The sequence below is a fragment of the Jeotgalibaca sp. A127 genome (assembly GCF_052266745.1).
Taxonomy (GTDB): domain Bacteria; phylum Bacillota; class Bacilli; order Lactobacillales; family Aerococcaceae; genus Jeotgalibaca.
In genome coordinates this window covers 102515-117187 of sequence record NZ_JBQPRC010000006.1, presented here as the reverse complement: position 1 = coordinate 117187, position 14673 = coordinate 102515, and the positions used below count along the sequence as shown (strand labels likewise).

14 protein-coding genes and 1 riboswitch are annotated in these 14673 nt (G+C 37.4%); of the genes, 1 reads left to right on the top strand and 13 read right to left on the bottom strand.

Translation table 11 applies throughout. The annotated features are described in order from the left end of the window. Nucleotides 1-114: 114 nt before the first annotated feature. The 10 genes from ACTVAI_RS07945 to ACTVAI_RS07900 form a co-directional block, all read right to left on the bottom strand. On the bottom strand, nucleotides 115-1692 hold the full coding sequence (locus ACTVAI_RS07945; RefSeq protein ID WP_443486344.1) for a CCA tRNA nucleotidyltransferase: 1578 nt from the start codon (nucleotides 1690-1692) through the stop codon (nucleotides 115-117). A 33-nt stretch (nucleotides 1693-1725) separates the two neighbouring features. Continuing rightward, nucleotides 1726-2277, bottom strand: a complete 552-nt coding sequence (locus ACTVAI_RS07940; RefSeq protein WP_443473009.1) for a YpiB family protein — start codon at nucleotides 2275-2277, stop codon at nucleotides 1726-1728. Between the two features lie 25 nt (nucleotides 2278-2302). Then, nucleotides 2303-3574: a tetratricopeptide repeat protein gene (locus ACTVAI_RS07935; protein ID WP_443473008.1), complete on the bottom strand. Its 1272-nt coding sequence runs from the start codon at nucleotides 3572-3574 to the stop codon at nucleotides 2303-2305. Between the two features lie 128 nt (nucleotides 3575-3702). Continuing rightward, a complete protein-coding gene (locus ACTVAI_RS07930) occupies nucleotides 3703-3981 on the bottom strand; it encodes an HU family DNA-binding protein (protein WP_166063586.1) in 279 nt (92 codons plus the stop codon). A 192-nt stretch (nucleotides 3982-4173) separates the two neighbouring features. After that, the gene (der, locus tag ACTVAI_RS07925; protein ID WP_443486343.1) at nucleotides 4174-5487 is read right to left on the bottom strand and encodes a ribosome biogenesis GTPase Der; all 1314 of its coding nucleotides are present in this window, start codon (nucleotides 5485-5487) and stop codon (nucleotides 4174-4176) included. Between the two features lie 83 nt (nucleotides 5488-5570). Beyond that, nucleotides 5571-6812, bottom strand: coding sequence for a 30S ribosomal protein S1 (gene rpsA, locus ACTVAI_RS07920; protein ID WP_443473006.1), 1242 nt, complete (start codon nucleotides 6810-6812; stop codon nucleotides 5571-5573). 160 nt (nucleotides 6813-6972) lie between these two features. Beyond that, complete coding sequence (cmk, locus tag ACTVAI_RS07915) at nucleotides 6973-7644, bottom strand: (d)CMP kinase (protein ID WP_443486342.1); 672 nt, start codon at nucleotides 7642-7644, stop codon at nucleotides 6973-6975. A gap of 72 nt (nucleotides 7645-7716) precedes the next feature. Further along, nucleotides 7717-8316, bottom strand: coding sequence for a LysM peptidoglycan-binding domain-containing protein (locus ACTVAI_RS07910; RefSeq protein ID WP_443473004.1), 600 nt, complete (start codon nucleotides 8314-8316; stop codon nucleotides 7717-7719). A gap of 67 nt (nucleotides 8317-8383) precedes the next feature. Next, nucleotides 8384-9835, bottom strand: coding sequence for a RecQ family ATP-dependent DNA helicase (locus tag ACTVAI_RS07905; protein WP_443486341.1), 1452 nt, complete (start codon nucleotides 9833-9835; stop codon nucleotides 8384-8386). Further along, the gene (locus ACTVAI_RS07900; protein WP_443486340.1) at nucleotides 9822-10874 is read right to left on the bottom strand and encodes a helix-turn-helix domain-containing protein; all 1053 of its coding nucleotides are present in this window, start codon (nucleotides 10872-10874) and stop codon (nucleotides 9822-9824) included. Before ACTVAI_RS07900 ends, ACTVAI_RS07905 begins: the two co-directional genes overlap by 14 nt. Before the next feature lie 43 nt (nucleotides 10875-10917). Between ACTVAI_RS07900 and ACTVAI_RS07895 the strand changes: the two genes are divergently transcribed. Then, the gene (locus ACTVAI_RS07895; protein WP_443486339.1) at nucleotides 10918-11142 is read left to right on the top strand and encodes a ferredoxin; all 225 of its coding nucleotides are present in this window, start codon (nucleotides 10918-10920) and stop codon (nucleotides 11140-11142) included. Nucleotides 11143-11262: 120 nt separating this feature from the next. On the opposite strand, the gene ACTVAI_RS07890 is transcribed toward ACTVAI_RS07895, so the two are convergent. The 3 genes from ACTVAI_RS07890 to ACTVAI_RS07880 all read right to left on the bottom strand — a co-directional run bounded on the left by ACTVAI_RS07890 (nucleotide 11263) and on the right by ACTVAI_RS07880 (nucleotide 14664). After that, nucleotides 11263-11838, bottom strand: coding sequence for an ECF transporter S component (locus ACTVAI_RS07890; protein WP_443486338.1), 576 nt, complete (start codon nucleotides 11836-11838; stop codon nucleotides 11263-11265). Nucleotides 11839-11968: 130 nt separating this feature from the next. Continuing rightward, nucleotides 11969-12100, bottom strand: a riboswitch (FMN riboswitch). A gap of 85 nt (nucleotides 12101-12185) precedes the next feature. Then, a complete protein-coding gene (locus ACTVAI_RS07885; protein ID WP_443486337.1) occupies nucleotides 12186-13925 on the bottom strand; it encodes an ATP-binding protein in 1740 nt (579 codons plus the stop codon). A gap of 37 nt (nucleotides 13926-13962) precedes the next feature. Continuing rightward, the gene (locus tag ACTVAI_RS07880; RefSeq protein ID WP_443486351.1) at nucleotides 13963-14664 is read right to left on the bottom strand and encodes a response regulator transcription factor; all 702 of its coding nucleotides are present in this window, start codon (nucleotides 14662-14664) and stop codon (nucleotides 13963-13965) included. Between the last annotated feature and the right edge of the window lie 9 nt (nucleotides 14665-14673).

Below are 14673 nucleotides of genomic sequence, written 5' to 3'. Positions count from 1 at the left end.
TATCACTCCTATTTCAAATCTTGTGAATATTTTATCATACAACACATACAAAAGGAAAGGGAAAACAAAAAAATATTAATTTCGCAACATTGAAAAGGTTTTCTAAAGCCTTGGTTAACTTGTAATTTTTTTCATAAACTTTTCAGAATCGACTACCGCTCTCGTGTGTTCCCCGATTGCTATTATTTCTTCGCCATCTCTAGCGACGACTGAGAACGAATACTTACTTCCACTTAATTCTTTAATCCGCGTTTCAACGATAATTGTTGCGCCGATTTTTGATGGTGCACTATGTTTCATACTGATAAATGTCCCGACCGTGGTTTGCCCGTTCTCCACTAAACCAGCCATCATTTCTTTACAACAATTTTCCATAAAAGCAATAAGACTTGGAGATGAAAGAACTGTCAAGTCTCCCGAACCCATTTTTTCAGCGGTATCATTTTCAGTTACTGTATATGATTTTGTATGGACTTCATCCAAATAAATAAATCTCCTTTTTTCGATAAAAGTTTTGATGATTTCTTTATCATTCTCAAGGCGTTGCGAGAGGATTCTATTTTTTACATCTGAAAGAATCGTCCCCAAATAAGGGCCCCCTCTCTTAGAACCAAGTAATGCCATCACTTCTTTACCATTTATAGACATATCCTGGATGGAGTGAATCGGCATTGTTTTGTCTAGAGCGAGTAAGCGATTCACATCATTAGTCAGCCCAAAACCAGTAATTAATTCTTCCACTTCAAGGGCTATTGCGATCCCGGTCTCAAACAAGAGATGGAAATCCCAGAATTCATTCAACCTCGATTTCAAGGCATGATATGCTTTTCGAATTTGATTAATTTCCTTATTGGAGAGTTTCCATCCCCGTAGGAATTCATCAACTTCCTCTTTTTCTACATCTAAAAAGTAAAGTAAAGTGGTCCAAGCTGCTAAAGATGTTTTGAACTGCAAAGGAAACAAGGCCAAATCAATCAGTTCGTCTTGTTTGTTTTGCAGACCTGGACACATATGGTACAGTCGTGTTTCAACGAAAAACTTAATGCCACCTTTGCGGTTTCGCCCCAACAACAACTTGGTCCATTCTTCGCGAACACGCTCAATCGCTATTTTGGATAATAGGGGATGATAATCGACGACTGCAGCCTTTGTTTCAGGCTCGATGTTGAAACCGAGTTGACTCATAAAACGTGCAGCACGCATCATCCGTAAGGCATCCTCTCTAAAACGTTCGATAGGGTTGCCAACAGCTCTAATTAATTTGACGTCAATATCTTTTTGCCCATCAAAAGGATCCTTGATTTGTCCCATCCGATTCAACGCAATTGCATTTATTGTAAAGTCGCGACGCTTCAAGTCTTCCTCAAGGCTTCGAACATAATCAACCTTTTCAGGCCGGCGGAATTTTTCATATTTCGACTCGGTTCTGAAGGTGGTTATTTCATAGGTCTCTTTATCATAAAGGACCATGACTGTCCCGTGTTTGATTCCCACATCAAAAGTTATCGGAAAAATGCGCTGGATTTCATCAGGTGTCGCGCTACTGGCGATATCCACATCCGAAATAGGAAGATGCAGCAGCGTGTCCCTGACACCCCCGCCTACAAAATAAGCTTCGAAACCAGCTTCCTCAATCTTTTCAATGATAGGAATTGCTTTATTAAATTCTGGTATTTGCTTTACATTAATCATTTTAATCCAATCCATTACCAATAGGATGGTAATTCAAATCATATTTTTTTCGTCGATTTCTCTCAGTTCTTCAGTATATTTTTTGAATTTATCTTCATCTTGATCTACAAGAGCCTGGTCGATTAGTATTAGCAAGTGACGCTTACGTTCTTGCCACGCTAAACGAACCAATGAAACTTCTACTGCTTGTTGTGTTTCTTTTGTTATGCTAACTTCATCCGTTTCATTAGGATTATTTTCCAGGATGCCATAGGCACTTAAAGTTTGATAAGCTCCTTCAAAAAATAATTCCAAATAAAAGTCTTCTTTCCAATTCAACCGTAAATCATGAAATGCTTGCTCTGGATCCTCGAAACGTTTGCCTTCTTTAAAATAAACAAACGGTTCCTCTTCACTTTCAATGGTTGAAAGACCCATTCCACGGTTAGTCAGTGCAATATTTTCAACAAAATGCACATTTTTTAGCAGGAGCTCATGGTTGAGCAAGTAATTCAAAATCCATAAAGATTCTCTTCTTTTCAATTGGTAATTTTGAATGAACCAAGTTAAAAATTTTTTCTTGTCTTCTAGTGAAGGCCGAATCATGTTCCCACCCCCTAAACAATTTCAACTATGATAAGTGATTTAACATCATATCCAAAAAGTATGGATGATTTGGTTCAATGGTTAATGCATGTCTTACTACTGTTGCTAATTTCTCCAAATTACCTTCTTCTTGTAGGTAAGTACTGTAGTCTTCCAAGAAATCTAAGTTATCATCGAAATAGCGATGTGCTTTTTCGAAATAAGCACTCGCAACATCGTAATCCTCCAACTTATCATGAGCAAGTGCCAACTTCCATTGGAAATGTGGTTGATTTGCGTTGTCTGGATTAGACTCCAGATACGTCACCACATCTTCATAGCGTTCATCATCCAAAGCGAGATCTACTTTTAGCAGGATAGCCTCAATGAACTCTGGTTCTAGTTCAATAGCTTTATCCAGCAATTTTTCTGCTTCTTCCGTTCTTTTTTGTTTGCGCTGCAGATTCGCTGCGGCTAAATAAAATTCCGCTTGGAAAGGATTCTCCTCAATGCCTTTCAACATGGCTTCTAAAGCTTCTGGTAAACGTTGATCAGCTTCCAATGCTTGGGCAAGATAGAGGTACACACTCAAATAATCAGGATCTTTTTCTAGCAATTCCTCAAAAATTTGTATCGAGCGTCCATAAGCCTTCATTTGAAGATAGCCGAATCCTAATTGAAACAGGCTATCTGAAGAATGTTCCTCAGAGTGAAGTTGTTCCAAATACTGGATGCCTTCTTCAAATTGCCCAATAGCATGATGGCACTCCGCCAATTGCATTAATATATTATCTTCCCAAGGCATTTCATCATTTAATTCCAATAGTTCTTCATATAATGGAATTGCTTTTTTAAAACTACCGATAGAATAAAATAATTTAGCTAAGGCATACTTCAAGACCGGTTCATCCGGTAATATTTTTATTGCTTCCAATATTTTTTGTTCGCTAACCTCGTAAAGGCCTAGACTTTGATAAGCATCCGCCAAAACCAGTAAAACGTTTGGATAGAGTTCGCTGGATTCATCAAATTGTAATAAGATATCAATTCCATCGGATACTTGATCGTTATCAATTGCTAACTCAGCCAAATATAAATCCCACTCTTCAAATTGCGGCGCCAATTGCTTTAATAATCGATACGTCCTGGTTGCTTCATCCACAAACCCAGCATGGTGTAACTCTTCTGCAAAGTCAGCAAGACCATCTATATCACTTTCTTGAATCGATTGCTCAAGAGACTCGTTGAAATAAACCTGAGCTATTTCAACCTCATTTTCCCTAATTGCTTCAAACATTTTTTCTGCTTTACTATTCACTTGCTACCACCTACTTATTATATCTGTCTTCATTTTAACATAATCTTATAATCCTGGCTCTTTATATTCTTTTAAGTTGCAATTTTAAACAAAAAAACCGCAGACAGGAGTCTACGGTTCTTTTATTATTAGTTCTTAACTGCATCTTTCAATGCTTTACCTGGTTTGAAGGCTGGAACTTTACTTGCTTCGATTTGGATTTCTTCCCCAGTTTGAGGGTTACGTCCTTTACGAGCAGCGCGCTCACGAACTTCAAAGTTACCAAATCCGATAACTTGAACTTTTTCACCGCTTGCTAAAGTTTCTTGAATCACTTCAAACAATGCATCTACAGTAGCTGTAACTTCCTTTTTTGTAAGGTTTGTTTTTCCAGCAACTTTTTCGATCAATTCTGCTTTATTTGCCATATTGTCTTTTCACCTCCTGCCAAAAAAAGAAGATTCCATGTTCTTACTTCATAACAACATGTTAACTACTTTTGAGTGGTCCAAAAATAGTGAAGTGAAATACCATGTTTGTTAGGTGATTTCTTATAAAGAATATCATAGAAAACCTATCACTGCAACGATTATCGGCCTTTTTCCTCGATTTTGACTGCTTTATTTTTTCTGGCGGGCAATCACTCGGAATGGTGTTCCTTCAAATTCAAAGTTTTTCCGAATTTGGTTCTCGATATAACGTTCGTAAGAAAAATGCAACAATTCAGGTTCGTTCACAAACAGAACAAAAGTAGGTGGTTTCACTGCTACTTGAGTCGCATAGTAAATCTTTAATCTTCTACCTTTGTCGGTAGGTGTAGGATTGCGTGCGATAGAATCCATTAGAACATCATTCAATAATGACGAAGAAATACGACGTGTTTGTGACTCATTGATTGCCTTGATTTTCTCAGGAATTTGCACAAGACGTTGTTTCGTTATAGCTGAAACATATAATATCGGAGCATAAGATAGATATTGGAATTCGTCCCTGATTTCTGTTTCGAATTCTTTCATTGTGTGGTTATCTTTTTCGATTTTATCCCACTTGTTAACAATAATTATGATTCCTTTGCCTGCTTCATGCGCGTAGCCAGCAACTTTCTTGTCTTGCTCCTGGATACCTTCTTCCGCATTCAAAACCATCAAAACGACATCCGAACGATCAATCGCTCGCAATGAACGCATCACGCTGAATTTTTCTGTGCTCTCGCTGATTTTACCTTTTTTACGAATTCCAGCAGTATCAATCATCCGGAAGCGTGTCCCTTCATCATCCACAAAAGAAGTATCTATGGCATCACGGGTTGTTCCGGCAATATCAGATACAATAACACGCTCTTCTCCTAAAATGGCATTGACCAATGAGGATTTACCAACATTAGGACGACCAATCAAGCAAAAGTTAATAACATCTTCTTCTGCTGCTAATTCTTCATCAGAAGGAAATTCGGCAATGACCGCATCCAACATATCCCCTAAGCCAAGACCATGACTACCTGAAATAGGATATGGTTCTCCAAGTCCTAAACTATAAAATTCAAAAACTTCTGCCCGCATTTCCGGATTATCCGCTTTGTTAACTGCTAAAATAACAGGTTTTCCGGATCGATACAAAATCCGAGCCACGTTTTCATCAGCATCTGTAATCCCTTCTCTTACACTTGTAATAAACAGGATAACGTCCGCTTCTTCCATGGCTACTTGTGCTTGCAGTTTAATTTGGGACATAAAAGGTTCATCTTTTATATCGATACCGCCTGTATCAATAATGTCAAACTTTCTTCCCATCCACTCACCTTGGGCATAAATGCGGTCACGCGTAACTCCGGGAATATCTTCGACGATGGAAATCCGCTCTCCCGCCAATCGATTAAAAATGGTTGATTTTCCGACATTAGGTTTCCCTACGATTGCTAAAACAGGATTTGGCATTTTCATCACTCCCTAAAAATTTAATTATATTCATCAAAAAGGACAGAGACAAAAGTCCCCGCCCCTTTTGTAATATCATATGGTTATTCGTTATCTTGCAAATCTTTTAATTGATCACCTAGTACATCCCCAAGCGTGAAACCTGAATCGTCTTCGCTATCTGTTTGGTATGTTTCAGTGTATTCTTCTTCAGGAACATCTGTCCCTTTGTCTTGTAAAGCTTTAATACTTAGGGATAAACGATGTTCTTCCGGTTTTACATCCAAGACTTTCACTTCAATTTCTTGACCTTCTTGCAATACTTCATGTGGAGTTGCAATATGTTGGTGAGAAATTTGAGAAATGTGTACAAGTCCTTCAACGCCTGGGAAAACTTCCACGAAAGCACCAAAACTAGTCAAACGTTTTACTGTACCTGTATGAACAGAATCGATTGGAGCTTTTTCCGCAACTGTTTCCCATGGTCCAGGAAGCGTATCTTTGATACTCAAGGAAACTCTTCCTTTTTCTTTGTCTACTGAAAGGATTTTTACATTAACTTTTTGACCAATTTCTAAAACGTCTCCTGGTGTACTTACATGTTCATGAGCAATTTGGGAAATATGAACCAAACCGTCCACGCCACCTAAATCGACGAATGCACCAAAATTCGTCAAACGAGCAACCGTTCCTTCAACTGTATCTCCTTCAACCAATGTTTCCATACGTTCTTCACTCATAGCCTCTTTTTCAGCCATTGCAACAGCTTTATGAGACAGAATCAAACGATTTTCACTTGGCTCAAGTTCCACGATCTTAAATTTCAAAGTTTTTCCTTTGTAGTCAGAGAAATCTTCAACAAAGTACTCTTCTACCATGGATGCTGGTACGAATCCGCGTACACCTACGTCTACTACAAGACCGCCTTTAACAACATCTTTAACTGGCGCTTCAATGTATTCATTATTTTCAAATTTTTGTTGGATATCTTTCCAGACTTTCTTAGCATCAATACGACGTTTTGAAAGTAGGAAACTTCCATTTTCTTTATCTTTAATTTGTTTAATAACGACTACCTCAACAACGTCTCCGACGTTCAAGATTTCCGTTACTTCATCGAAAGGTTTAGCAGATAACTCTTTGTAAGGAATAACTCCTTCAACTCCGCGTCCCTTAATACCAACGATGGCTTGGTTGTCTTCAATCGCTAGAACTTCGGCTTGAACTGTATCGCCCACTTCTAGTGGTGGATATGCATTTAACATATCATCCATTGTCATTTCACCATTTTCTTGTGATGATTCAACCTCTTCGTTCAATTCTGGATTTTCATTGTATTCTGACATCTGACTTTTCCTCCCCGGTATCTAAATTACTGGTAGTAGTAGATGATTACTTACTAAATCATCTTGAACTCCCACTTGTAAACGTATAACCATATACTACCATTTTAACATTTACTTCATATAACGTCCAGTAATCTTGATTTTTCAAAAGTTTAGCTGTCTAATTTTTATCTTTTTCAACCATTTCCAGGACGGTTTCAACAACTTCATCAATTGACAATTTCGTAGAATCCAGCTCCACTGCATCTTCTGCTTTTCTTAAAGGCGATGCTTCACGGTTCATATCATAATGATCACGGGCTTTCATATCTTCCGTTAACTTTTCCAGTGAGACATCCATGCCTTTTTCGATGGATTCGCGATAACGTCTCAAAGCGCGTTCTTCCGCTGAGGCCACTAGGTAAATTTTTAAGTCAGCATTTGGTAAAACAACTGTCCCGATGTCACGGCCGTCCATCACAATACCGCCGTCCTGAGCGATTTTTTGTTGTCTTGCAACCATTTCAGCACGAACTTTTTCATGTGAGGAAACAAGGCTGACATTTTGCGTGACATCCAAAGAACGTATTGCCTCAGTCACGTCCTCTCCGTTCAGAAATACCTTTTGCTCCCCTTTACTTTGATCAAAACTGATTTGGGTTTCATTCAGAAGATCCAAAAGAGAAGACTCATTTTCAAGGTTAAGCTTACCCCTTATTCCAGCAAGCGTCAAAACGCGATACATGGCACCCGTATCAAGGTAAATGAGACCTAACCGTGCTGCAATTTTTTTCGCAATTGTACTTTTCCCAGCTGAAGCTGGTCCATCTATGGCTATATTATAGTGTTCCAAGTAATATCCTCCCGAATAAATAGAGCAAGGTCTGCGATTAACGCAGACCTTGAAGCTCCGTTTCTATACTATCTACTTAACTTTTAAGACCGAGCCAACCTCAATGCTATCAGCATAAATACCATTAATGGATTTCAAAACATCCAAATCCATGCCATGATTTAAAGCAATACGGTATAAATTATCACCAGTCTGGACAACGTATGTATTTGTATATTCTTCATCTGGTTGCGGTACGGACTCCGGTTCTTCTATACTTTCATCCGGTTTTGATTCTACTGATTCCTCAGAAGAGCTGCTAGATTCATCTTCTTCAGACTGCGTTGATTCGCTGCTTGAACTCTCAGCTGATTTTTCTTCACTACTTTCCACTTCGGAACTTTCGATTTCGCTACTGGTTTCTTCAGACTCAGAATCACTTTTTTGTTTATTTACCATTACCTGTTCAGGCGTTTGGGGATCTGGGGTAGTCCGCGTTCTTTCACTCCAATAATATGTTGCAAATGGAATAATGAGCAAGGCTAGAAAAAGAAACAAGAGCACTTTATATAATGGCGCTACTTCTTGATTTTTAGATTTCCGAGCTGAGCGGGAATATTTTCTGTTGTTGAAGTTTTCGTCTTCGCCAAATCGGCGTGACCATGGCTCTTCGTGATTGTTTTTCGTACTCATCTAACTTTTCCTCCTAAAGATTCATCGCATTTATTGTAGCATATTTTCTTTGCGAAAAAAGGACTTTTCAAAAAAGAAAAAGCCCTTTTATAATTTCTTTCCAATTATTCATATTTTCTCGTTCCGGTCCCTGTATTACTTTTGATGCTTCCATTTCATTTAGCAAGACAGCCGCGTCTTTTTGGCAGACTGAACAACACCATTCCGGCTTCTCATTTTCAGTTTGTTTAAAATAATTTGAAATTGTATCACGTTTACACTCTGGAGTGGTTATTAAATGACCCATTGCTGTAAACTTTGCTACCCTATCTTGAATTCTGTTTTCAACGAGCTGCATTGCCTCATTGGACCTTAGCTTATGAAAAGCGATGATTTTTACCATTGCTAAATCTGAATCCGATAACCCCATTTTCAGGATTTCTTCATTGTTGGATTTAGCTTTTAGAAATTGTTCCGTTAGTTTGGTTTCTCGAATAATTTTATATTTAAAAATAGCGTCTGATTTCGAGTAAAGTAAAGTGGCAATACTCTGCTTTCCGTCTCTTCCTGCTCGACCTATTTCCTGTAAGTACTCTTCTACTGAATTGGGCATGTGGTAGTGAATAACAAAGCGGATATTTTCTTTATTAATCCCCATGCCAAATGCTGATGTGGCACAGATAACATCTAATTCGCCATTTAAAAATTGTCTCTGAACAATCTGGCGATCCTCTGTAGTACGATCTGCATGATAAGTATCAATTCGTAAATGCGTTCTTTGTTTTAACAATTGACACACTTCTTCAGCACGTGGTTTACTGCTGAAATAAATCACACCAGAAGGTACGTACTCGGACATCATTTCGAGTAATTTATCATCTTTTTCTTGTCTGTTGACTTCCAATATTTGGTAATAGATATTATCTCTATTTGGACTTGAAAGGTGGATGTCCGTATTTTCACTTTCTAGATGTAGCGCTTTGAGTATTTCATTCCTTACCATTTCTGGAGCAGTCGCTGTCAAGGCGAGAGTCAATGGGTTACCAAGCTTATTTCGTACTTCACCCAGAAAGAGGTAATCGGGCCTAAAATCTAACCCCCACTGTGAAATACAATGGGCTTCATCCACTACAAATAAAGCAATTTTCATATTCATGAATTTTTGCAACAACCATTTTGATTGTAGCATTTCAGGTGAAACAAAAAGAAATTTGTAGGTATCGATTCTACTTTCTACTAGGCGCCTTTCGGTCTGTGAAAGCATGCTGTTTAAAGCAGCCGCTCTTTTTTCACCGGCTTGATTCAATTGCATGACTTGATTGTCCATTAACGAGAGCAGTGGTGAAACAATAATAACCAAACCTTCTATGGAATAACCACAGTACTGATAAATAAGTGATTTCCCTGTTCCGGTTGGTAAAACCGATAAAGTGTGTTGGCCATTCAAAATACTTTGAATTGATTCCATTTGACCAGGTCGGAATGCATCATAAGCAAACCATTTTTTTAATTGATTCAAAAGATACTCATTTTCTTTCATGAGACGTTTCTCCTTTCACTTGCATGAGACGACTTTGAAAAAAAGGTATCCCCGGAAATTTTTCTTGCACATCATTATAATCAATTGCTTTTCCTGCGGTCACTTGGTTATTGACATAATCAATTTGCGAGGCGTCGAGGAACCTTTCAAAGGGAAACGCCTCGTAGAGAATTGCCATTTCAGTCAGGTGATCGTTGATAGTACTTCGTTTCAAAAATCTTTTTTCTGCGATTTGCTCAATCGCAAATCCTGCTTTCCATAATTGATAGGTTTCCTTAGCGCTTTCAGAGCATAGGCCGCCATCTCGTGTTAATTCCTTCAGCAGCGAGGCCAGTAAGGGATAGCCTGAATTACTCATTTCAATTGTCTCAATCAACTGAATCCAATCTTGTTGTAATTGTACGTATACTCCCGTTTCATCAAGGTTATATTTACTACCTATTTGATTATTGGTTAGCTTTGTTTTATGATAACCTTCAAACTGTTCCACGAACATTTCTGGTTTTGATATCTTTGCGTTAACAATTAAATCCATCCATTCTTGACCTAGTTTTTGACAATTCTCATTGGTATTCAAATTATGTTCCTTCAGATATTTTTTTAGCCACCATTGTTCGGATAGCCGTGGTTGAAGTGGTAAATAATTTTTATTGTTATGTATCCGTTCAGATAAAACTTGGGTTAAAAATAAACTACGCGCTTTAAAAGGCGCTAAAACAGCATGATATTTAATACGATTCTTTGTTGGACGAGTATGTGAATCGAAATAATTATCTTTTGCAGCCTTTCCCTCTTCTGTCAAGAACAGTTCAAATGTTAGTAAGTCCGAACGAATAAATTGATTGATTTTTTCTTCAAAAATTGTTGGTTGTAGCTTGGGGAATAAAGAAAAATAGGCTTCTAAGTCCATTCGCATCGCCTGCATCAGGACTGAAACTGTTCTCTTGCCTGTTAAAATGTGAAAAAGAGAATTCACCTTGCGCGCTTCTTCAGTTGAAAATAAATCCAAAAAAAGATAATCTAAATATGTCAGTTCCAATTCCAACACCTCAGTTAAATAATAATAGAAAGATGTGTTCTTTATGCATTATACCAAAATAGATCGTGAATCTTGTATAGCGTGTGGATTATGCCAACTAATTGCCCCAAATCTTTATGAGTACGATGAGAATGGCATTGCTTATACGGTAAAAGATAATAATGCTGGTACAACGCCGATATCAGAAGGAGATTTTGAAGTATTTAAAAAAGCTTATACGAATTGCCCCACAGGAGCTATTCTCCGTTCAAACAGTCCCTTCGAATAAGCTCTATACATATATATATGCAAAAAATGTCGATTTCAATTTAAATAATTTATTTCATCCATCACATACGAAATACCAATAAATAACAAAAAAGAAGCTGATTATCCAGCTTCTTTTTTGTTATTTAATAACCATTAATTTATGTTGTTTTTCTAACCAAGGTCTTAGCTTCGGCATTACTATCATGAAAGCGACACTAACGATAACTCCCTTGATGATATTGAATGGTGCCACACCTGCCACGATGTAATCACGTAAGTTTCCAACGCTAAAGTTTAATATGTTTAAGTACAGAGGCGTAATAATTACCCAATTAGCCAGCGTCATAATCACTGTCAAAGAGAGTGTCCCTGCCATCAAAGCTAATATGAAGCCATTCCTGGACTTTGCTCTTCTCCCAAAATAATAAATAGGAAAACAATAAGAAAGTGTAGCCAGAAAACTTGCAAAATCTCCTATTGGATAGCCCATATCTCCACCAGTTTGAATATAATGCAGAACGGACCGAATAAGAGCCGAAACACTTCCTCCAACTGGACCATACAAAATAAATGAAACCAAAATCGATAAATCGCTAAAATCTATTTTCAAATATGAAAATGCTGGCAATACGGGAAATGCAAAGAACATTAATACAAATGCCAATGCCCCGAATAACGAAATACCTACCAAACGATGTGTCTTTCCTTTTAACATATGAAATCCTCCTGTTGAAACCATCTCAGAGAAGTATTTCAATGATATGAAAAAGAACCCATTTCTCCTGTGTCCTCAAAAAAGAAACTGGGAGAAATGGGTTCATTGGATTATATACATACCAAAGAAACCTAATCTTCTTCCATCCAGACTTTACTGTCGGTACTGGAATTTCACCAGTTCAGCTCATTTTAATTTTAGTAAAAATGAGGTCGTGGACTTTACCACCGGTCGGGAATTTCACCCTGCCCTGAAGACGTTTCGATATATTATTTATTTACAATTACTACTATAGCTTATCATTATATGATAGTCAACCATTTAATTCGAATTCTAGATATTTATTTTCAAACATCTTCCAATAAGGGCAAACGTATCATAAATGATGTTCCTTGATTTAATTTACTTTCCACTTCAATTTTTCCACCGTGTTCTTTCACGACAGTCTGAACGAGCGAAAGTCCAATCCCGGATCCATTATTTTTTGGTGAAGTTCTCGCTTTGTCATCTTTATAGAATCGTTCAAAAATGAATGGAATACTTTCCTGGCTAATTCCAATGCCATTATCTGAAATGATGAACAGCAAATCATCAACTAATTCATCCAAGCGTACTTCGATATGAATATACCGTTTTCGACGTGTGCCCTTTTCGGCTGAATAGCGGATGGCGTTGTCGATTAGATTGTAAATAGCATGGTGCATCTTATCTTCATCCATTTGGTAATAACCAATGCCTTCTTCAATTACTAAATCACAGGTGATTTCCTCGCGCTGGAGGCTTTCATAAAAACGATTTAACACCTTTTGAAAAAATTCAGGTAGATAGACGAGTTCTTTGGACAGTTTTGAATAACCCGCTTTAATCCGGGATAAGGCTAGTAGACTTGAAATCATATTGCTCATTTGTGTCGCTTCTTCATGAATAATTTTGGCCATTTCATTTTTTTCTTCCAAAGTTTCAGCAATGTCATCTTTTATGGCTTCACTATAACCCTGAATTGTAGCCAACGGTGTCCGCAAATCATGGGAAACATTCGTGATCAAATCTTCCCTGATTGACATCAGTTGCTTATCAGTCGTAATATCTTTTACCAAGAGCAAAATACCATGCGTATCAGCTGATTCATTCAGCTCAACCAGAATAAAGCGTATATCAAAAATCATTTGATTTTGTTGAATCTCCACTTGTTTCATTTCTTTGGAATGACACGTTTCCATAATCAAATCTTCATAAAATTGTTCAATTCCATGCCTTCTTTCATCATTTTTGATAAAAGAAGTAAAAAAACGTTGTCCAAGTGTATTTAATTCATGGATTGTGAAATCTTCTTCTACATAAATGACTCCTGTTTCCATAAAATCATAGACATGTTCCAAGAGCTTTCTTTCCTGCGTATTAATCAAGTTACTTGCTTCCAATGTTTTACCTATTTTATTGATGGCAATAGCTAAATTGTCAATTTGATCATTGGACTTTATTTCTATGCTGTTACTGAACTTATTCTCTGAATACTCATAAGCGAGTTCTGTCATTTCCAAAATACGTGTAAAAATCCTTTTATCAAGGAAAAACAAGAGGACAAAAACAATTGTAAACAAAGAAAATACTAGACCAAAATCCAGCATTTCCTTATTGTGTACATACACTTCAAATATACTGGCGTCCTTGGACACAAGTAGCGTTCCTGCATCGGTTTTCTTTGCTATCGCGAAAAATGAATAAGGGACATTTTTTTCGTTTTGATAAGAAAAATAAAGCGGCTCTACTTGAGGATTTCTCATAAATTCCAAGCCATCAGAGGAACGTAAGAAATCTGTTTGTATTAACTTCGATAAATCCGTAGAAGTTAACTCTTGATTCAATTCTTGGGATTGGTCTGCTTCAACTAAAATAACACTGACATCAGGAGCAACGTTCAAGTTTTTTTCAACCTGGGTTAATGAGTACCGCACAGAATCCATGTAATCTAATTTTATTGTGCTTTGATAATTCTGACGCTCTAACTGATTAAAAACATTGACAATCACCAGGGTAACGACCATTAGAATAAAAGCACTTCTCAAGATAAGGTTTTTTCTTTTCATTTTTCTCCTCATTCAATCAGACAAGAACCAAAGTTTCTTACTCCCCTTGTATAGGCGAAAATTTGTATCCCGTCCCCCAGACGGTTACAATCATTTTTGCCACTTGGGATGATTTTTTTTGAAGTTTCTCTCTTAGACGTTTAACATGCGTATCCACCGTTCGTAAATCACCAAAATAATCATAACGCCAAACTTCCTTTAGCAGCATTTCCCGAGTGAAAACACGTTCAGGATTACGCACAAAATAAAGGATTAATTCAAATTCTTTCGGTGTCAGGGTTATTGGTTCACCTGCAGCCAATACTAAACGTGATTCTGGATATATTTCTAACTCAGAATATGAGATTATTTCCGGCTCATGATTGTTGACTTTGGTTCGTTTTAATAGGGCACCTACGCGTAACATAACTTCCCTTGGACTAAACGGTTTAACAATATAATCGTCAGCCCCTGCCTGAAACCCTTCCACGCGATGATTTTCTTCTCCCCGGGCTGAAATCATGATAATGGGCGTTTCTTTTATTTTTCTTATTTCCTTGATGATTTGAATGCCATCGATACCTGGTAACATAATATCCAACAAGACCAAATCGTAATCATGTATCTTCATTAAATCCAAAGCGCTAATACCATCGGAAACTTCTTGCGTTTCATAGCCCTCTTTGTTCAAATATAAGTTTAACAACTTTCTGATACGTTCTTCATCATCAACTACTAGTATCTTTGTTTTTGTGTTCACCAAATCAAT